This window comes from Streptomyces sp. NEAU-YJ-81 (genome assembly GCF_017592595.1).
Taxonomy (GTDB): Bacteria; Actinomycetota; Actinomycetes; order Streptomycetales; family Streptomycetaceae; genus Streptomyces; species Streptomyces hygroscopicus_B.
In genome coordinates, this window is record NZ_JAGFNO010000015.1 from 95,269 (window position 1) to 112,929 (window position 17,661).

At 70.9% G+C, this 17,661-nt stretch carries 17 protein-coding genes; 7 read left to right on the plus strand and 10 right to left on the minus strand.

The features are described from left to right. The first annotated feature begins 204 nt into the window (after positions 1 to 204). A complete protein-coding gene (locus tag J5X86_RS28295; RefSeq protein ID WP_208519539.1) occupies positions 205 to 843 on the plus strand; it encodes an isochorismatase family cysteine hydrolase in 639 nt (212 codons plus the stop codon). 10 nt (positions 844 to 853) lie between these two features. Here the strand turns inward: J5X86_RS28295 and J5X86_RS28300 are convergent, their stop codons facing one another. After that, positions 854 to 2,074, minus strand: a complete 1,221-nt coding sequence (locus J5X86_RS28300; protein WP_208519540.1) for an MFS transporter — start codon at positions 2,072 to 2,074, stop codon at positions 854 to 856. Positions 2,075 to 2,216: 142 nt separating this feature from the next. Here J5X86_RS28300 and J5X86_RS28305 point away from each other — a divergent pair, with 142 nt between their 5' ends. Together J5X86_RS28305 and J5X86_RS28310 are read left to right on the plus strand one after the other, a co-directional pair. Next, positions 2,217 to 3,218: a helix-turn-helix transcriptional regulator gene (locus J5X86_RS28305; protein ID WP_208519541.1), complete on the plus strand. Its 1,002-nt coding sequence runs from the start codon at positions 2,217 to 2,219 to the stop codon at positions 3,216 to 3,218. Positions 3,219 to 3,319: 101 nt separating this feature from the next. Continuing rightward, positions 3,320 to 3,778 carry a MarR family winged helix-turn-helix transcriptional regulator gene (locus J5X86_RS28310; protein WP_208519542.1) on the plus strand — a complete coding sequence of 153 codons (459 nt, stop codon included), beginning with the start codon at positions 3,320 to 3,322 and terminating at the stop codon, positions 3,776 to 3,778. Between the two features lie 88 nt (positions 3,779 to 3,866). Here the strand turns inward: J5X86_RS28310 and J5X86_RS28315 are convergent, their stop codons facing one another. From J5X86_RS28315 to fae, 7 genes are all read right to left on the minus strand, one after another. Further along, the gene (locus J5X86_RS28315) at positions 3,867 to 4,733 is read right to left on the minus strand and encodes an RNA polymerase sigma-70 factor (protein WP_208519543.1); all 867 of its coding nucleotides are present in this window, start codon (positions 4,731 to 4,733) and stop codon (positions 3,867 to 3,869) included. Further along, complete coding sequence (locus J5X86_RS28320; protein ID WP_208519544.1) at positions 4,730 to 5,311, minus strand: carboxymuconolactone decarboxylase family protein; 582 nt, start codon at positions 5,309 to 5,311, stop codon at positions 4,730 to 4,732. The genes J5X86_RS28315 and J5X86_RS28320 overlap by 4 nt, the downstream gene beginning before the upstream one ends. Before the next feature lie 111 nt (positions 5,312 to 5,422). Beyond that, entirely contained in the window at positions 5,423 to 6,592 is a 1,170-nt protein-coding gene (locus J5X86_RS28325; RefSeq protein WP_208519545.1) for an iron-containing alcohol dehydrogenase, read from the minus strand. A 46-nt stretch (positions 6,593 to 6,638) separates the two neighbouring features. After that, positions 6,639 to 7,574 carry an NAD(P)-dependent oxidoreductase gene (locus J5X86_RS28330; protein ID WP_078646264.1) on the minus strand — a complete coding sequence of 312 codons (936 nt, stop codon included), beginning with the start codon at positions 7,572 to 7,574 and terminating at the stop codon, positions 6,639 to 6,641. A gap of 74 nt (positions 7,575 to 7,648) precedes the next feature. Beyond that, on the minus strand, positions 7,649 to 9,169 hold the full coding sequence (locus J5X86_RS28335; RefSeq protein WP_208519546.1) for an aldehyde dehydrogenase: 1,521 nt from the start codon (positions 9,167 to 9,169) through the stop codon (positions 7,649 to 7,651). Continuing rightward, complete coding sequence (locus J5X86_RS28340; protein ID WP_078646266.1) at positions 9,166 to 10,278, minus strand: mandelate racemase/muconate lactonizing enzyme family protein; 1,113 nt, start codon at positions 10,276 to 10,278, stop codon at positions 9,166 to 9,168. The genes J5X86_RS28335 and J5X86_RS28340 overlap by 4 nt, the downstream gene beginning before the upstream one ends. Beyond that, the gene (gene fae / locus J5X86_RS28345) at positions 10,275 to 10,814 is read right to left on the minus strand and encodes a formaldehyde-activating enzyme (protein ID WP_208519547.1); all 540 of its coding nucleotides are present in this window, start codon (positions 10,812 to 10,814) and stop codon (positions 10,275 to 10,277) included. The genes J5X86_RS28340 and fae overlap by 4 nt, the downstream gene beginning before the upstream one ends. 202 nt (positions 10,815 to 11,016) lie before the next feature. On the opposite strand from fae, the gene J5X86_RS28350 reads away from it, so the two are divergent. The 3 genes from J5X86_RS28350 (at position 11,017) to J5X86_RS28360 (ending at position 15,042) form a co-directional block, all read left to right on the plus strand. Next, positions 11,017 to 11,898 carry an IclR family transcriptional regulator gene (locus J5X86_RS28350; protein ID WP_243981679.1) on the plus strand — a complete coding sequence of 294 codons (882 nt, stop codon included), beginning with the start codon at positions 11,017 to 11,019 and terminating at the stop codon, positions 11,896 to 11,898. 173 nt (positions 11,899 to 12,071) lie between these two features. Further along, the gene (locus J5X86_RS28355) at positions 12,072 to 13,550 is read left to right on the plus strand and encodes an NAD-dependent succinate-semialdehyde dehydrogenase (RefSeq protein WP_208519549.1); all 1,479 of its coding nucleotides are present in this window, start codon (positions 12,072 to 12,074) and stop codon (positions 13,548 to 13,550) included. Positions 13,551 to 13,677: 127 nt separating this feature from the next. Next, the gene (locus tag J5X86_RS28360; protein WP_208519550.1) at positions 13,678 to 15,042 is read left to right on the plus strand and encodes an MFS transporter; all 1,365 of its coding nucleotides are present in this window, start codon (positions 13,678 to 13,680) and stop codon (positions 15,040 to 15,042) included. A 17-nt stretch (positions 15,043 to 15,059) separates the two neighbouring features. Here the strand turns inward: J5X86_RS28360 and J5X86_RS28365 are convergent, their stop codons facing one another. After that, complete coding sequence (locus J5X86_RS28365; protein ID WP_374229303.1) at positions 15,060 to 16,070, minus strand: GlxA family transcriptional regulator; 1,011 nt, start codon at positions 16,068 to 16,070, stop codon at positions 15,060 to 15,062. After that, complete coding sequence (locus J5X86_RS28370) at positions 16,067 to 16,714, minus strand: HD domain-containing protein (RefSeq protein WP_208519551.1); 648 nt, start codon at positions 16,712 to 16,714, stop codon at positions 16,067 to 16,069. Before J5X86_RS28370 ends, J5X86_RS28365 begins: the two co-directional genes overlap by 4 nt. A 242-nt stretch (positions 16,715 to 16,956) precedes the next feature. On the opposite strand from J5X86_RS28370, the gene J5X86_RS28375 reads away from it, so the two are divergent. Continuing rightward, entirely contained in the window at positions 16,957 to 17,580 is a 624-nt protein-coding gene (locus J5X86_RS28375) for an Lrp/AsnC family transcriptional regulator (RefSeq protein WP_243981681.1), read from the plus strand. Positions 17,581 to 17,661 lie beyond the last annotated feature (81 nt).

Below are 17,661 nucleotides of genomic sequence, written 5' to 3' on the forward strand. Positions count from 1 at the left end.
TAGGTAGGTAGGTCTACCTACTATAGATGGTCATGAGGAACCCGGGAAGTGGGTTTCACCAGCAGTCGGTCCCCGACACCGCCCGTCAGCCCCGTCACGCGCGGGATCATCGCCGACTGAGCGGCCGAACGGGGGGTACTCGGCCGGGCCAGGATGTGGCCTGCTCGGGCGATGAGTGATCTTCCAGAGGGCGGAGGAGACATCATGGCAGCCGAGACCTATGACCCCCGGCGAACGGCAGTGCTGCTGGTCGACCCGTACAACGACTTCCTCTCCGAGGGAGGTAAGGTCTGGCCGGTGGTGCAGAGCGTCGCCGAGAAGGTCGGCCTGCTGGACCATCTGCGCGCCGTCGTCGGCGCCGCCCGGCAGTCCGGGGTGCGGGTGGTGTTCGTCCCGCACCGCCGCTGGGAGCCGGGTGACTACGAGTCGTGGACCCACCCCAACCCGACCCAGCGGAACATCATGGTCCGGCACAGCTTCGCCCGGGACACCTGGGGCGGGGAGTTCCATCCCGACTTCCGGCCGCGGCCGGGGGAGGTGGTGGCCCATGAGCACTGGGCGCAGAGCGGGTTCGCCAACACCGACCTGAATATGCAGCTCAGTCAGCACGGCATCACCCATGTGATCCTCATCGGACTGCTGGCGAACACCTGCATCGAGTCCACCGGACGTTTCGCCATGGAGCTCGGCTACCACGTCACGCTGGTCCGTGACGCCACCGCGGCCGCCAAGCCCGAGATGATGCATTCCGCGCACGAGTTGAACGGCCCCACCTTCGCCCATGCCATCCTCACCACGAGCGAGCTCCTCACCGCGTTGCCGGAGGAGGGCTCCGGGGCGTAGTGGCGGTGCTCTACGGCGTGGGGCCTGAGCCGGAACCGACGACGCGGCCCTCCGGGATCTCCCCACGTGGCGGGCTCTCCTGGGACCGGCGCAGCGCCGGGAGGTGGCGGACCAGGGCGATCCCGGTGAGGAAGGTGACGAGTGCGCACACGCCCCACCAGCCGGCCCGGCTCCAGACCTGGACGCCGAGCCAGGAACCCGTGCTGCCGCCCAGATAGGCGCAGGTCATATAGGCGGTATTGAGTCTGCTGCGGGCGTCCGGGCGCAGGGCGTAGACCCGGGCCTGGTTGGCGACCATGCCGGACTGCATCGCCACGTCCAGGAGCAGCGTGCCGACCGTCAGGGCGGCCAGGCCCGGCGTTCCGCCCCGGGCGCCCGCGGCGAGAATCACGGCGGAGACGAGGACCCCGAGCAGGCAGACGAGATTCACCGGATCGGGCCCTCGGCGGTCCACCAGGCGGCCGGCGAGCGGGGTGCAGAACATGGTCGCCGCGCCGACCAGGGCGAGCATGCCGACGGCCTGGGCACCCAGCCCGTAGGCCGGACCGGCGAGGAGGAGCGCCAGACAGGTCCAGACGGCCGAGAATCCGGCGAAGACGGTCGCCTGGTACAGGCAGGAGCGGCGCAGCTCCGGCTCGGTGCGCAGCAGCCGCAGCGGTTCGGCCAGGAGCGCGGGGTAGGACTGCCGGGAGGCCGGGGCCGTGGCCGGCACAGTGAACGCCAGGACGGTGGCGAGGAGCAGGGCCAGGGCCGCGGCCACGAGATAGGGGGCCCGCCAGCCGAGCCATTCGCCGAGCGTGCCGCTGAAGGTGCGGGCCAGCAGCATGCCGCCGGTCGATCCGCTCAGCAGGGTGCCGATCACCGCTCCTCGGCGGTCGGCGGCCACCAGTCCGGCCGCCAGGGGGCCCACGATCTGCGCCGCCACGGTGGTCAGGCCGACGACGGCGCCGGCGGCGACGAGGGGCGGCAGGGCCGGTGCGCACCCCGCGGCGAGCAGGGCCAGGCCGGTGAGGGCGAGCAGGACGACGAGGAACGGGCGGTGCGGGATCCGGTCGCCGAGCGGCACCAGCAGGACGATCCCGGCCGTGTAGCCGACCTGGGTGGCGGTCACCACCAGGGCGGCCGAGTCGGCCGACACGTGCAGGCCCTCGGCGACCAGCGGGCCGATGGACTGCGGGAAGTAGATGTTGCCCACCGCCACCGCGCAGGTGACGGCCAGGATCAGGAGCATGCGGCGGCTCATTCGTCAGTCCACCGGCCCATCGGCGGCACCGGTCGCGCCACGGCCGTTGCCTGTGCGTGCGTGGGATGTGTCATGGGCTGAAGTCCATGGCACCGGCGTGCCCCTGCCAATCGATGTAGCGTATGGCTTAATGATCAGCTTTGTGCTCGATGTCGAGGACCTGGCGGACACGCGGTTCGCCGTATCGCCCTTGAACGAGACGGTGTTCAGCCTGCGGGTGCTGCACGATCCGAGCCTGTCCGCGGTGCACCTCCCGTGGCGCAGATCCGTGCTCGGCGGACTCGGCGATCTGGACACGGACCTGCTGATGTCCCTGGTGGCGCGGAGACGCACCCTCCCGGACTTTCTGACTCCGCGGTCCGCGAGTTTCGCCCCGGCCTTCGAGGACGAACTGGCCGTCGTCCGCCGGACCCCTCCCGGCCTGGTCCGCCGCGACCTGCTGGCCACCCACGCGCCGGACCCGCTGCCCCCAGCGCTGCGCGACGCCACCGCCGCCGACGACGCACCCGTCGCCGCACTCCGCGACACCATCTGCGCACTCCTGAGGCAGTACTGGGAGACCGCCATCAAGCCGATGTGGCCGCAGCTGCGACTCGTCGTGGAGGCGGACATGACCTACCGCGCGCGGCAACTGGCCATGGGCGGCGCCCGCCTGCTCTTCGCCGATATGCACCCCAATCTGCGATGGCACAACGGGGTGCTGTACATCGCCAAGATGATCAGCCGGCACCAGGTCGCGGCATCCGGCCGGGGGCTGCTCCTTCTGCCCTCGGTCTTCGCGCACAAGCCCGCACCTCCGGTGAGCCCGGAGGAACCTCCGTCGCTGGTCTATCCCAGCCGCGGGGTGGCGACGCTCTGGGCCTCGGTGCCCACCGACGGCGCGCCCGCTCTCGTGTCGCTCATCGGCGCGCCCAGGGCGAGGCTTCTCGGCCTCCTGGAGGAGCCACTGCCCACCGTCGAGCTCGCCCGTCGCCTCAGGGTGACGCCGAGTGCCGTGTCCCAGCACCTGCGCGTGCTGCATGCCACCGGACTGGTCACCCGGGCACGCCACGGACGGCAGGTGCTGTACCGGCGAAGCACCCTCGGCGACCAACTCGCGGCCCCGGACGGGTCGTACGGGTCGTACGGGTGAGGCGGCGACCGCGGGGGTCGAACGTCCTTGACTTCACGTCAGGTTGAACTTTTACGGTCGGTTTCGTCGAACGAGTTCAAGCAAAGACGGAGGGACCGGCCATGGAGTACTCCCACAGCGACGCCGAACTGATACGGCAGCCCATCGGCTACTGGAGTTGGGCGGCCTACAAAGCCGTTGTCACCCGCATCCAGGCCACGCTCGCCGGGATCGGCACCACCCAGCCACAGTGGTGGGTCCTCGCGCAGGTCGCCCACGCCGACCCCGCGAAGACCCGCGAGGAGGTGTCCGGTCTCCTCAGCAACTATCTCGAAGCGGGTCCGGAAGTCATGGAGGAGGAGATCGACCGGACCATCGCCCAGGGCTGGATCGCCGAGGACGCCGAGGGACGTCTGGGCATCACGGCGGAGGGCAGAACCTTCTTCGACAAGGCCGCGGCCCTTCAGGACGAGCTGTGGGCGGAACGGCACGCGGGCATCTCCGACGAGGAGTACCTGACGACGGTCAAGGTGCTGCAGCGATTCATCCACAACACGGGCGGACATGCCTGGCACCACTAGGGAGGGCCGGCCCCCGTGTGGTCGTGGGTGTTCCGGGCGGTTTCTCACCGCCCGGACACCCACGGCACTCCCCAGAGCCGCGGCGCGGCTACCTGGCGAGTTCGGCCGGTACATCCAGCCGGGTCAGCTTCCGTGGGTTTCTCACCACGTAGATCCGGGCGATGCGCCCGTTCTCCACCAGGAGGCTCACCGCGGACGGTTCGCCGTCGAAGGCAAGCCGGCCCGCGGGCGCGCCGTTGAGCCATACGGGCGTCGTCTCGAACGCGGCCACCACCTGGTTCGCGCGCGCCAGCAACTTCGCCACTTCTTCGACGCCGTGGATCGGAGCCCGCGCGGCGGCCACCACCCCGCCACCGTCGGCGATCATGACCACGTCCGGCGCCATGATCTCCATCAGCTCCCGCACCTGCCCGGTCCGCAGCGCGGCCAGGAACCGCTCCACCACGGCCTGCTGCTCCGAACGGCTCACCCGCATCCGCGGCCGCCGGGCCGCCACGTGCTCGCGGGCCCGTCGCGCGATCTGCCGCACCGTGGCCGCGGATTTCCCGATGGCCTCGGCGATCTCTCCGTACGGCAGGTCGAAGACCTCGCGCAGCACGAACACCGCCCGCTCGGCCGGCCCGAGTGTTTCCAGGACGGTCAGCATCGCGATCGACACGCTCTCCGCGAGTTCGATGTCCTCGGCGACATCGGGGCTGGTCAGCAGCGGCTCCGGCAGCCACTCGCCGACGTATTCCTCGCGGCGGCGCGACAGCGTCCGCAGGCGGTTGAGCGCCTGGCGGGTGACCGTGCGGACGAGGTAGGCCCGCGGGTCACGCACCTGCGACCGGTCGACGTCGGCCCACCGCAGCCAGGACTCCTGGACCACGTCCTCCGCGTCGGCGGCCGACCCGAGCATCTCGTAGGCGACCGTGAACAGCAGGCTGCGATGGGCGACGAACGGATCCTCGGTCATGCCGTGGACGCTACGCCGGACGACTTCGCGGCGCGCGCGGCCAGCGGAATCCCGCAGACGTCGGAGTAGCCCTGCGAGGTGATTCCGTGCGCCGTATTGCACCTGCTCGCGAAGTTGGCGAAGCCGATGTACACGGTGAGTTCGACCAGCGCCGCCGGGCCGAGCCGGTCGAGCAGGCTCGCGGACAGCTCATCGGTGACGGTCGGCGGCGTATGCGTCATGGCCTCGGCGTACTCCAGGACGTCCCGCTCCAGCGGTGTGAACGCCTCCGACTCCCGCCAGCGCGGCACCTGGCTCGCCTTGGCCAGGTCCAGGTTCTGGTTCAGCGCGAGGAAGTAGTTGACGTCGAGGCACCAGCTGCAGCCGATCTGTGAAGCGACCGCCATATGCGCGAACGTCTTGAGGCTCGAGTCGGCCGTGTCCCACGCGCCCAGCTTGGCCGCGAACTCCCGGTTCGCCTCGGCGACCTCGGGGTTGTTCCACAGCACCTCGTCGGGCTCGGGCACCTCACCGAGCTGCTTGAGCAGGGTTTCCCGGAGCCCGGTGGGGAGCTCCGCCTTCGGAACGCGCAGCGACATGGTGTTCTCCCTGTGCGGTTGCCTGTTTGGCATGAAGACACCGCCGGGTGCGCGCATGTGACAGCCGTCGCCACCGTGCCCGGATCTCAGGGGCACGGTGGCGTGCCACGGTCAGTAGGTGGTGGTGAGGATTTCCAGGACCTGGGTGTGATCGGGGGACAGGGGATTGTTCGTCGTCACCGCGTCCGCCACCGCCCCGGCGGCGATGGCGGGCAGCATGCCGCGGTCGGCGCCGAGTGTCCGCAGGGGGCGCTTCACATCGACGGTGCCCGCGATCTCGCGTACCGCTTCGATGGCTGCCCGCGCCCAGTCTCCGTCGGCGGGGTGTGCCAGGCGCATGGCACGTGCCACCTGCTCGTAGGCGCCCTGCGCGGCGGGGGCGTTGAACTCCATCACCTCTTCGAGGACGGCGGCGAGGGCGACGCCGTGGGGAGTACCGGTGTGCGCGGTCAGCGCGTGGCCGATGCCATGGACCAGCCCGAGCCCGGAGAGGCTGAGTGCCTGGCCCGCGAGATGGGCTCCCAGCATCAGCTCGGCGCGGGCGTCGAGGTCCGCGCCGTCCCGGTACGCGGCGGGCAGGGCGTGGCTGACCATGGTCACGGCCTGTGTGGCGTAGGCGGTGGAGACAGGGTTCGCGCCCCGCGAGGCGAGTGACTCGATGCCGTGGACGAGGGCGTCGACACCGGTGGCGGCGGTGGCGGGCGCGGGCAGGCCCAGGGTGAGCTCCGGGTCGAGCAGCGCGATGCGCGGCTTCACGGAGGGGTGGCCGATGTAGACCTTGCGGCAGGCGGTGGTGTCCTCGATGACCCCGAAGCCGTTGGTTTCGGCGCCGGTGCCGGAGGTGGTGGGGATCGCGACGAGCGGGAGTCCGTCGGCCGCCTCCCAGAGTTCGTCGGCGTCGGCGGCCGTGGCCTTCGGGTTGCCGACCAGCAGGGATATGCCCTTCGCCGCGTCGAGTACGGAGCCACCGCCGAGGGCGACGACCGCGGCGGTGCCGAACGTACGGGCTCGTGCGGCACCCGCGTCGACGTTGGCGGTGGAGGGGTTGGGGGCCACCTCGTCGTAGACGGCGTACTCCAGCCCGGCGGCCCGGAGGGTCCCCAGGACCGGCTCCAGGACGCCCGCGGCGCGCAGGCCGTGGTCGGTGACGACGAAGGCGCGATCGTGGCCGGTCGCCGCGATCAGTGCGGGGAGCCGGCCGATGCGGCCGGGGCCGAACTCGATACGGCAGGTGGGGTCGATGCTCAGCGGCGTGGGACCGCCGGGCCCGGGAGAGGTCATGGGTGCGGCTCCTGGCGTCGTGGTGCGGGGTGGCGTTCGCTCGTTCTCAGACCGCGAGTGTCGCGTCGGCCGGCGCGATGGTCGGGTCGGGCAGCCGGAACTCCTGCCCGGCGAGGGCCTCGTAGAGGCGGACGGGGCTCATCTCACCGGCGAGCTCGCCGTGATGGGCCTTGGAGCGGCGGTAGATCTGCTCGACGAGGGCGGACAGTTCGGTGGACACGCCCAGGTCGCGGCCGAGGTCGACGGCGAGCCCCAGATCCTTGCAGGCGAGCGCCATGGCGAACGAGTCGTCGTAGTCACCGTCGGCGAGGATGGACATGAGGTCCTTCTCGACGAAGGCGGAGGCGGCCGGGCTCGCCAGCAGCGAGCTGCGCAGCGTCCCGAGGTCGACGCCCGCCTTGACGCCCATGGCGAGCACCTCGGAGGTGGCGACCACGTGGCTGAACCAGAGCAGGTTGAGCATGAGCTTGACCGTGTAGCCCGCGCCGGGCGGGCCGACGTGCAGAATCCGGTCCGGATCGCCCATGGCTTCGAGGACGGGCAGGGCGATGCGGAAGTCGTCGTCCGTACCGCCGGCGAAGATCTGCAGTGCTCCGGCCTCGGCGCCCCGTGCCATGCCGCTGACCGGTGCGTCGAGCCGGCGCACCCCGCGCCCGTCCAGCACATCGGCGGCTACGCGGTCCGCGGCCGCGGGGGTCGAGGTCGACATGTCGATCCACAGGGCGCCGGGTGGCAGGGCCTCGGCCGCGCCACCGCGCAGCAGCACGTCCTCGACGATGCGCGGGGTCGGGAGCATGGTGATCAGGAATTCCGCGCCTTCGGCACAGGTCGCGGGGGAATCGGCCCAGCGGGCGCCGAGCGCCAGATGCTCGGCGGCGGCCTCGGGCCGGGTGTCGTGCACGGTGACCAGGTGGCCCGCGTGGATGAGATGGCGGGCCATGTGGCGTCCCATGTTGCCCAGGCCGATGAAACCGATCCTCATCGTTGTCCTCGCTGTGGTGAGAAGAGAAAAGTAAAGAAGAGAGGGGATGAACAGGTCCGTGCACCGTGGCCGGTTCAGGCCAGGTTGATCCAGGTGGTCTTCAGCGCGGTGTACGCGTCCAGCGCGTGCAGGGACTTGTCCCGGCCCGCGCCGGTGGCCTTGAAGCCGCCGAAGGGGGTGATGACATCGCTGGCGTCGAAGGTGTTGATCCAGACCGTCCCGGCCCGCAGTCGCTTGGCGGCGCGGTGGGCGACGGCCACCTCACGTGTCCAGACGGAGGCGACGAGCCCGTAGTCGCTCTCGTTGGCCAGCCGGATCCCCTCGTCGGCGTCGCCGTCGTAGGACACGATGGCCAGGACCGGGCCGAAGATCTCCTGCTGGCCGACGGCGGAGGTGTTCACCACCCCGTCCAGGACGGTCGGTTCGACATAGCTGCCGCCCGACTCGGTGAGGGTGCGTCCACCGCCGAACACCACGCTCGCCCCGTCCTCCACACCGCGTTCGATGTAGCCGAGGACCGTGGCCAGCTGGGTCTCGTCGACCAGGGGGCCCATGACGGTGGCCGGGTCGAGCGGGTCGCCCACCCGGAAGGTCTCCGCGGTGATCCGGCGCAGGGCGTCCAGGAGCCGGTCCTTGACGGAGGCGTGGACCACGACGCGGGAACCGGCGTTGCAGGTCTGCCCGGCGTTGTAGAAGATGCCCCAGGCCACGGCCGACGCGGCGGCCTCGATGTCGGCGTCGGGCAACAGCAGCTGGGGCGACTTGCCACCCGCCTCGACGGCCACCTGCTTGCCGTTGGACTCGCCCGCGTACACCTGGAAGAGCCGGGCCACCTCCGCCGAGCCGGTGAAGGCGATCTTGTCGACCTCGGGGTGGCGGCCCAGCGCCTGTCCGGCCACCTCGCCACGGCCCGGGACGACGTTGAACACCCCGTCCGGCAGACCCGCCTCGGAGGCGAGGGCGGCCAGACGCAGGGCGGCCAGGGAGGTCTGCTCGGCCGGCTTGAGGACGACGCTGTTGCCGGTGGCCAGGGCCGGGCCCAGCTTCCAGCTGGCGATCAGCAGCGCGTAGTTCCACGGGACGACCGCGCCGATGACGCCCAGGGGCTCCCGGGTGATCAGGGCGATCGCGTCCCCGGGGGTCGGTGCCACCTCGTCGTAGGTCTTGTCGATGGCCTCGGCGTACCAGGAGATGGTCTCGGCGGCCTTGTCCACGTCGATCCGCACGGACTCGGTGATGGGCTTGCCCATCTCCAGCGTGTCGAGAAGGGCCAGCTCCTCGGCGTTCGCCCGGATCAGCTCGGCCCAGCGCAGCAGGACGCTCTTGCGCTCCTTGGGCGGGAGGTCGCGCCACCGTCCGTCCTCGAAGGCGGCGCGCGCGCCGCGTACGGCACGGTCCACGTCCTCGGCCCCCGCCGCCTGCACCTTGGCGAGCACCGAACCGTCGCGCGGCGAGACGCTGGTGAAGGTGTCGCCGGAGAGAGCGTCGGTGAAGCGGCCGTCGATGAACAGCCGGGTCTCGACGGTGAGTGTGCCGGCCGCGGCCACCCACTGGTCGTACGAACGGGCGAGCAGGGCGTCGATGCCGTGCGTCATGTGATCCTCCACCGGTCGATCGCGTCTTCGTCGAGTTCGATACCGAGGCCCGGCCTCGCGGGTATTTCGAGATCGCCCTCGCTGTCCACCCGCACCGGGTCGGCGAGCATGAAGTCCCGGCGCTCCGGGGTCCACCCGGGCGGGTCGTAGGGGAACTCGAAGAACGGGCCGCCGCCGACCCCCGCCGCCACGTGCAGATTGGCGAGCACGCCGATGCCGTTGGTCCAGCTGTGCGGGGTGAAGTGGCGGTGCTTGAGCTGGGCGATTTCCGCCAGGGTGCGGGCGCGGTGCATGCCGATCGCGAGCACCACGTCCATCTGGTAGATGTCCAGGGCGTCCTCTTCGAGGTAGCGCAGCAGCTCGGTGGGGGAGTGGTGCATCTCGCCGGCCGCGATGCGCACCCCGGGGTTCTCGGCCCGCAGGCGCTTGAAGCCCGCCAGGTCGCCGTAGGGCAGCGGCTCCTCGACCCAGAACACGTCGAGCTCGGCCAGGCGCGCGATGGTCTTGCGGGTCCGGGCGAGGTCGGTGGCGCCCGCCGTGTCGCCCGCCATGCGCCACGACTGGTTCAGGTCCACCATGATCTCGAAGTCCGCGCCCAGTTCCTCGCGTACGGCGCGGACCGCGGCGATCCCCTCGTCCACACGGTTGCGGTCGATGCGTATCTTCATGGCGCGGAAGCCCGCTTCGCGGACCTTCAGCGCGGTGGCGACACGCTCCTCGGGCGACTTGAGCTCACCGCAGGAGGCGTAGGCGGGCAGCTTCTTGGCCGCGTTGCCGAACAGCTCCGCCACCGGGCGGCCGTGGACCTTGCCGATGATGTCCCACAGCGCCGCCTCCAGCGGCCAGTAGTGGGCGCCGTGGAAGTTGGCGGTCTCGATGGCCTTGACGTGCCGGGTGATGTCGAGCGGGTCCTCGCCGACGAACAGGTGCTTGTAGGTGTCGAAGCCGTCCATCAGATCACCGGAGCCGATACCGGTGATCCCCTCGTCGGTGTGGACGCGGACGATCGTCGCGTCGAAGTGGCGCCGTGGCTCGGGGTCCCACGCGGCCCGGAACGGCGGGTCCAGCTCCAGGCGCAGCCGGTCCAGGGTGATGTCTGTGATCTTCATCGGGTGAGCACCTCGGAGGTGGGGGCGTAGAACGGGTTCGCCGGGCCTTCCTCGGCGGCCGCGAGGACGTCGGCCACGGTCGGGGTGCCGGTCACCGCGGCCCGCACCGCCTCGTACGCGGCGGCGCGCTGATTGCGGAAGGACACGTCCAGGTCGTCGACCGCCGGGTTCACCCAGATCGCGGCGATGATCAGCAGATCGTCGGCCTCCTCGGCGGGCAGCAGACCGTCCTGGACCGCGTCCGTGACACCCTGCGCCAGACCGGCCTGGGCGGAACCCCACGTGGCGCGCTGGTGCAGCTCACCTTCCGCGGCGGCCTTCGACACGAACAGCGTCAGCGGCTTCACCGGGACCGACGGGCGCACGATCGTCATGAAGGGGACGTGTCCGGCGCTGGGCGTGGCCAGCGCCGTGGCCCACGCCGTCTCGACGGGTCCGCCCTTGCGTCCGATCACGACGTTCGTGTGCGCGGCGTTGGCACCCTCCCCGGCGAAGGACTCGCCGACGAGGGCGGTCGGGGCAAAAGGCGATGGCATGGGGATCTCCTGGATCTCCGGGAGCGGGGAATCGACGGACCACAGGGGAGGAACCGCGCATTCGCCGCAGTTCTCCGGTCCGATGCGGCGAATCTAGAACCGCCGCCACCCCGTCGACAAGGCGCCCGCCTGAATCGAAATGCCGGTTGCTCTCATGACAACCCGGCGGCTGACCTGGGGCTTCCCTGGCGCGCGCCCTAGGATGTCGCGCGTGACGAACCTCCCCCCTCGCGGCACCGACGGTCCCGAGGACCCCGCCGATCCGCCCGGCACGAGCCCAGGCGAACCCTCCTCCGGCCCCGCGGACACCACTGCCCCGCGCGGCCACGGGCTGCGCCGTGACATCGACCTGCTGGAGGCGCTCGCCTCCGACGAGGCCCAGAACGCCGGCGGGCTCGGTGTCGTCCGCCTGGCGCATCTGGTGGGCCGGGAGAAGACCCAGGTCTCGCGGGCCCTCAAGGCCCTGGCCGCCGCTGGGATCGTGGAACGGGACCCCGACACCCTGGAGTACCGCCTGGGCTGGCGGCTCTTCTCGCTCGTCGCGCGGACCTCGCAGAACCGGCTGGTCCGCATGGCGGAGCCGGTGATGCACGCGCTGTCGTCGGACGTGGAGGAGACCAGCCATCTGTGTGTCCTGAGCGACCGCGAGGTGCTCACCCTGCTCTCGGTCTCCGGACACTCCTTCCGCGTCCACGGCTGGGAAGGGCGCGGAGTGCCCGCGTGGCAGACCTCGGCCGGGCGCGTGCTGCTGGCCGATGCCACCCCCGATGAGCTGTACGTCCGCTTCGGCACTGCCTCGACGCCGCCGATCCCCGAGCTGTGGGCACTGATCCAGGAGGCTTCGCGACGGGGCTACGCGAGGGTGAGCGAGGAGTTCGAGACCGGTCTGGTCGGGGTCTCCGCACCCGTGCGCGACTTCCGGGGCCGTGTCGTCGCGGCGCTCAACATCTCGGCACCCAAGTCCCGGCTCGGCGACCGCCTGGACCAGGCGGGCCGCACCACGGCCAAGGCGGCGGCACGCGTCTCCGTGATGCTGGGCTGGGAGCCGCGGCACACCTCGTTCCCCAGAGCACGGCTCACCTGAAGGCACCGGGGTCGTACGGCCCCGTCGTGTGCGTGGGCGGGCCTTACGGGGGAGTTGCCCTGACAGCAACCACCATTGCGATCCGAGAAGCGGTCTTGTCGGCCGCATGACGCGCTCGTAAATTCACCGCGAACCGGACCAGCCCTTGTTCGGAACGGAGAAAAGAGCAGCTCATGAACCTCCCCGGCATAGAAACCCTCGTCAAGGCGCCGTTCGCCGAAGGCGATGTGTTCATCGCCGGCCGCTGGTGTGCGGCCGAGGACGGACGGACGTTCCCCGTGCACGACCCGGCCACCGCGGAGCTGATCCGCGAGGTGTCCGCGGCGGGCCCGGGGGATGCTTTGGCGGCGGTCGACGCGGCCCAGGCGGCTGCCGCCGGGTGGCGGGCGACACCGGCCCGCCGTCGTTCGGAGGTCCTGCACACGGCGTTCGCGCTGATGCGCGAGCACACCGACACGCTCGCCCGCCTGATCGTCCTGGAGAACGGCAAGGCATACCGGGACGCGGCGGCCGAGGTCGGTTACGCGGCGGAGTTCTTCCGCTGGTTCGCCGAGGAGGCGGTACGGATCGGCTCCGCGTTCGGCGACGCGCCCGGTGGCGGCTTCCGGCATGTCGTGCGCAGGCATCCGGTGGGCGTCACCGCCTTCGTCACACCGTGGAACTTCCCGGCCGCGATGGCCACCCGGAAGATCGCCCCGGCGCTCGCCGCCGGCTGCCCGGTGCTCCTCAAGCCGGCCCCCGACACCCCCTTCACCGCCCTCGCGATCGCCGCCCTGCTGAGCGAGGCGGGCCTGCCCGACGGGCTGCTGAACGTCCTGCCGACCGACCGTGCGCCCGAGGTGGTCTCCGCCTGGCTCCGCGACGAGCGGGTCCGCAAGTTCTCCTTCACCGGCTCCACCGCCACCGGCCGGACCCTCCTGGGGCAGGCGGCGGCGCACGTGGTCAACGTGACCATGGAACTGGGCGGCAACGCCCCCTTCATCGTCTGCGAGGACGCCGACGTCGACGCCGCGGTGCGCGGTGCGATGGACGCCAAGATGCGCGGCGGTGGCGAGGTCTGCATCGCCGCCAACCGGTTCTACGTCCATGAGTCCGTCGCCGCCGAATTCACCGAGAAGTTCGCGGCGGCCATGACCGCGGTACGCGCCGGAGCGGGTCTGGAGGAGGGCGTCACCCTCGGCCCGATGATCAACCGGACCGCCGTGGAGTCCATCCGCTCCCTGGTCGACGACGCGGTCGGGCGCGGTGCGAAGGTCGCCGCGCGGGGCAGCGTGCCCGAAGGCCCGGGCTGCTACCACCCGGCCACCGTCCTGGTGGACGTGGACGAGGACGCCCGGATCATGAACGAGGAGGTCTTCGGGCCGGTCGCACCCCTGGCCACCTTCACCGACGAGGACGAACTGGTGGCCCGTGCCAACGCCACGGTGCACGGTCTCGCCTCGTACATCTACTCGCGCGACGTGGGCCGGGCCCTGCGCCTGGCCGAGCGCCTGGAGACCGGCATGGTCGGCCTCAACCGGGGCCTGCTGTCCGACCCGGCCGCGCCCTTCGGCGGCGTCAAGCAGTCGGGCCTGGGCAGGGAGGGCGGCCGCGAGGGCATCGAGGCCTTCCTGGAAACGCAGTACATCGCCCTCGACTGGCCGACCGACTGATTCCCCCCTCTCCCCACCGCTGCTCCCGGTGCCACTCCTCCCGGTGCCACTCCTCCCGGGCCGCTCCTTCCGGGCCGCTCATTCCCGGGGCAGCGGTCCCCTCCCCCTCTCAGTGAAGGACCCGCGCATGGCGACGACTCCTGTGACCGAGCAGAACGAGCCCAGCACACCGCCGGGCGCGCCCGCCACCGAACGCGAACGGAAGCGGCTGCACACCAAGCTGAAGCTGGCCACCCAGATCGGCCAGGGAATCGACGGCTACATCATCGGCGGCATCGGCCTGGCGATGTCGGCGATCACTGACGACCTCCATCTGTCCTCCATGGAACAGGGGCTGGTCGGTGCCTCACCACTTATCGGGATCTTCATCGGAGGGCCGCTCTTCGGCCGGCTGGCCGACCGGTTCGGACGTCGGCCGGTGTTCCTGATGGACATGCTGATCTTCCTGATCGGCTCGGTGCTCCAGTTCTTCGTCCTGGACGGCCCACAGCTCATCCTCATCCGGCTGGTGATGGGCGTGGCGATCGGCGGCGAGTACGCGATCGGCGCCCCGCTGCTGTCGGAGTACGCGGGCCGGCTGGGCCGCGGGCGGTTGCTGGCGAGCCTGGAGATCAGCTGGTACGTGGGGTACGCGCTGGCCACGGTCGTGGGGGCGCTGTTCACCTCCGTCGACGGGGGCTGGCGCTGGTCCCTGGCGAGCAGTGCGGCGATCGCGGTGGTGTGCGTGGCCCTGCGTGGTGGCATCCCGGAGTCCGCGCGCTGGCTGCTGAGCAGGGGACGCCGGGACGAGGCCGAAGCGCTGATCGAGAAGTACGGCATCGAGGTGGACATCGAGGCGGAGCTCGATGACCGCGACGAGGTGCGGCAGGACGGGTTCCGCGCACTCTTCAGCCGGCAGCATCTGCGCTCCACGGTGTTCGCCAGCGTCTTCTGGGCTGCCCTCGTGCTGCCGTACTTCGCCATCGGCACCTTCTGGACCGAGGTCTTCGAGGCTCTGCACATGGGGGACAACGCGGTCGCGGCGCTGCTCGTCTACTCCTTCACCGCCGTGGCCGGTGTCACCGCGGGGTGCCTCGTCGTGGACCGGATCGGCCGCCGCAAGCTGCTGATCCCGCCGTTCTGGATCACGGCCGCATGTCTGGCCCTGGTGGCGGTGTGGCCGTCCTCCACCCCCGTCATCGTCGTCGGTTTCCTGTTCTTCATCTTCCTCAACGCCGCCTCCAGCGCACTGACCGCGGTCTATCCGCTGGAGGTGTTCCCCACCTCCCTGCGCACCACGGGCGTCGGCTTCGCGACGGCCATGAGCCGGGTGGGCGCCGCGATCGGCACGTTCCTGCTGCCGATGGGGCTCGACCACTTCGGGGCGGAGTTCGTGCTCCTGATCGGCGCCGGAGTGCTGGTGGTCGGCGCCGTCGTGTCCCAGTTCCTGGCGCCGGAGACCACCGACCTGGACCTGGCCCGGGCGGCGCGAACGGCCCGCGAGGGGGCGTAGCGACTGGCGGCGAGCGCCTACCCGGCCGCGAGGCGGGGTGCGCCGACGGTGCTGCGGAACCGGGCGCGGTAGACCGTCGGCGAGACCCCTAGGGTGTGCTGGAACACCCGCCGCAGCGACTCCGAGGAGCCGAACCCCGCCTGCCGCGCCACCTCCTCGACCGTGCCGGTGCCGTCCGCGAGAAGTGCCTGGGCGGCCTCGACGCGGACGGATTCGACGTAGCGGCCGGGAGTGATGCCGACCTCGGTGCGGAACAGCCGCTCCAGGTGGCGGGCGCTCACTCCGCCCGAGGCGGCCAGTGTGGCCCGGGTGTGGCACCCCGCGGGGTCCGCGGTGACGCGGTCCATCACCCGGCGCACCGCCGGATGCCGTGGCTGACGCGGGGCCAGCCGCGCGCTGAACTGCGCCTGCCCGCCCGGGCGGGCCATGAAGACCACCAGTTGCCTGGCCACATCGCGGGCCACGTCCGCTCCCCAGTCCTCCTCGACCAGGGACAGCGAGAGGTCGATTCCCGCGGTGATGCCGGCCGAGGTGGCCACATGGCCGTCCCGGACGAAGACGGGATGGCCGTCCACGCGCACCTGGGGGTAGGCGGTGGCCAATTGTGAAGCCAGCTCCCAGTGCGTGGCGGCGCGGCGGCCGTCCAGGATTCCGGCCTCGGCCAGCACGAAGGCTCCCGCGCACACGGACGCCACGCGCTTCGCCCGCGCCGACAGCCGGGTCACGAGCCCGACCAGGTCGGTGTCGGCCACGGCCGAGTGCCAGTCCCTCCGTCCCGGGACCAGCAGGGTGCCCAGGCGTTGTGGCAGCGTGCCAGGCGCGCCGTCAGCGCTGATCACGAGCCCGGAGGAGGTGGTGACGGCGTTACCGGTGAGGGAGACGACCCGTACGTCGTAGTCGGCGCCGTAGTGGTTGGCCGTGGTGAAGACCTCCACGGGGCCGGTGACATCCAGCAGCTGCACCCCGTCGAACGCGACGATCACGACGGTGCGTCCGCCACGGGACGCCGGTGACGCCCGCCGCGCTATTCCGTCCACGGCGAATCCAGGATCGTCCGGACGAAGTTCCCCCGCTCGAAGCCGGGGACGAAGTGCTCCAGGACATCCGCCTTGACGTTGCCGAACGTCGTCTGCGGCTTGGGGCGGATGCCATCGGCGAACGCCCGCAGAATCCTGTTCTTGAAGTCGGGGCGCGGATGCAGCGCCACGATCGCCTCCCGGTCCTCGGCGGAGAGATCCTCATACCCGATGCCGAGCACGTCGTACTCGACACCGGCCGTCACCAGGGCCACTTCCGGTTCCATGAACTCGGGGACCCCGGGAGTGGTGTGCAGGGCGATCGCCGTCCAGACCCGGCGGACGCTGTCCTCGGGTACGCCATGGGCCTGTAGAAACCGCTTCGCCTCGGCCGCGCTGTCCACCTCGAAACGGCGGCCACTGCCATGGAACGCCTCGTTCAGGCCCACGTCGTGGAACATCGCCCCCAGGTACAGCAGCTCCGGGTCGAAGCTCAGATCGCGCCGGTGGCCCTGCAGGCTGCCGAAGAAGTACACCCGACGTGAATGGTGATAGATCAGCTCGCTCGTCGTGTCCCGGATCAGCTCCGTCGCCTCGCGCGCCAGCGTCGTGGCCGGCACCTTCACGCCTGCCGCGACAGCAGTGTCAGTCGTCATGTGTCCGCTCTCCGTGTCCGTAGCAGTACGCCCCTGTGGGGCACTGTCCACAGCCTCGCGTGGCGGCCGGCCCGCTGCCATGACGATAGCGCCCTGTATCCCACGGATAGCGACAGGAAACGCCGGTGGTGGCCCGCGCCGGCCGCTCCCTGATGGACCACGTCGTACGACGCCGAAGACCGTCCTGTCCCGGACACCGGAGAGAGTCGAATCGAGAAAAGAGGAACATCGAGGGCCTTCTCATGCGGAAAGTACGCCACGACCTCGACGCCACGGACCGGCGGATCACGGCCGTTCTGCTGGCGTCGCCCCGGGCCTCCTGGCGGAGCGTCGCCGAGGTGCTGGGTGTCTCGGAGCGCACCGTCGTGCGGCGAGCCGCCCCGCTGTTCCACGATCGCACCCTGCGGGCGACGGCCGTGCGCAATCCCGCCCTCTTCCCCCACCTCATCCCCACGGTGCTGCGCCTCCGTTGCCGCCCCAACCGGATCGCCACCATCGCCGCCGGCCTCGCCCGGCGCCCCGACACCGTCTGGGTGGACATCCTGGGCGGAGGGGATGAAATCTGCATGGTGCTCTTCCTGAACGGACGCGACGCACGCGACAAGTTGCTGCTGCGCGACCTGCCCGCGACCGCCGCCGTGCGGTCCTGGACCTCTTACGACCTGCTGAAGGTCTTCCCCGTGGGTTTCGCTTGGAGCGCGGGACTGCTGTCCCGGGAGGAGTCCGGACAACTGTGGCCGAGCGCCGATCCCGCGCCCGAGCCCTTCTCCCCTCTCCCGGAGGACGAAGCGCTCATCGACGCGCTGGTCGAAGACTCCCGGATCGTTCTATGTCGGCCTGCGCAGAGGAGCCAGAACAGCGGATGAAGGCGAGGATTCAGCGACAAATGATCTCTGGATCAGCCGAAAGTGCGCCGCGCGGTGCGCACCCGTGCCACGTCAGCCTGG

What these genes read in the sequence shown, in the direction of transcription:
- J5X86_RS28295 (WP_208519539.1), top strand. Translation starts at nt 205, where the DNA reads ATGGCAGCCGAGACCTATGACCCCCGGCGAACGGCAGTGCTGCTGGTC.
- J5X86_RS28300 (WP_208519540.1), bottom strand. Translation starts at nt 2,074, where the DNA reads ATGCTCCTGATCCTGGCCGTCACCTGCGCGGTGGCGGTGGGCAACATC.
- J5X86_RS28305 (WP_208519541.1), top strand. Translation starts at nt 2,217, where the DNA reads ATGATCAGCTTTGTGCTCGATGTCGAGGACCTGGCGGACACGCGGTTC.
- J5X86_RS28310 (WP_208519542.1), top strand. Translation starts at nt 3,320, where the DNA reads ATGGAGTACTCCCACAGCGACGCCGAACTGATACGGCAGCCCATCGGC.
- J5X86_RS28315 (WP_208519543.1), bottom strand. Translation starts at nt 4,733, where the DNA reads ATGACCGAGGATCCGTTCGTCGCCCATCGCAGCCTGCTGTTCACGGTC.
- J5X86_RS28320 (WP_208519544.1), bottom strand. Translation starts at nt 5,311, where the DNA reads ATGTCGCTGCGCGTTCCGAAGGCGGAGCTCCCCACCGGGCTCCGGGAA.
- J5X86_RS28325 (WP_208519545.1), bottom strand. Translation starts at nt 6,592, where the DNA reads ATGACCTCTCCCGGGCCCGGCGGTCCCACGCCGCTGAGCATCGACCCC.
- J5X86_RS28330 (WP_078646264.1), bottom strand. Translation starts at nt 7,574, where the DNA reads ATGAGGATCGGTTTCATCGGCCTGGGCAACATGGGACGCCACATGGCC.
- J5X86_RS28335 (WP_208519546.1), bottom strand. Translation starts at nt 9,169, where the DNA reads ATGACGCACGGCATCGACGCCCTGCTCGCCCGTTCGTACGACCAGTGG.
- J5X86_RS28340 (WP_078646266.1), bottom strand. Translation starts at nt 10,278, where the DNA reads ATGAAGATCACAGACATCACCCTGGACCGGCTGCGCCTGGAGCTGGAC.
- fae (WP_208519547.1), bottom strand. Translation starts at nt 10,814, where the DNA reads ATGCCATCGCCTTTTGCCCCGACCGCCCTCGTCGGCGAGTCCTTCGCC.
- J5X86_RS28350 (WP_243981679.1), top strand. Translation starts at nt 11,017, where the DNA reads ATGTCGCGCGTGACGAACCTCCCCCCTCGCGGCACCGACGGTCCCGAG.
- J5X86_RS28355 (WP_208519549.1), top strand. Translation starts at nt 12,072, where the DNA reads ATGAACCTCCCCGGCATAGAAACCCTCGTCAAGGCGCCGTTCGCCGAA.
- J5X86_RS28360 (WP_208519550.1), top strand. Translation starts at nt 13,678, where the DNA reads ATGGCGACGACTCCTGTGACCGAGCAGAACGAGCCCAGCACACCGCCG.
- J5X86_RS28370 (WP_208519551.1), bottom strand. Translation starts at nt 16,714, where the DNA reads ATGACGACTGACACTGCTGTCGCGGCAGGCGTGAAGGTGCCGGCCACG.
- J5X86_RS28375 (WP_243981681.1), top strand. Translation starts at nt 16,957, where the DNA reads ATGCGGAAAGTACGCCACGACCTCGACGCCACGGACCGGCGGATCACG.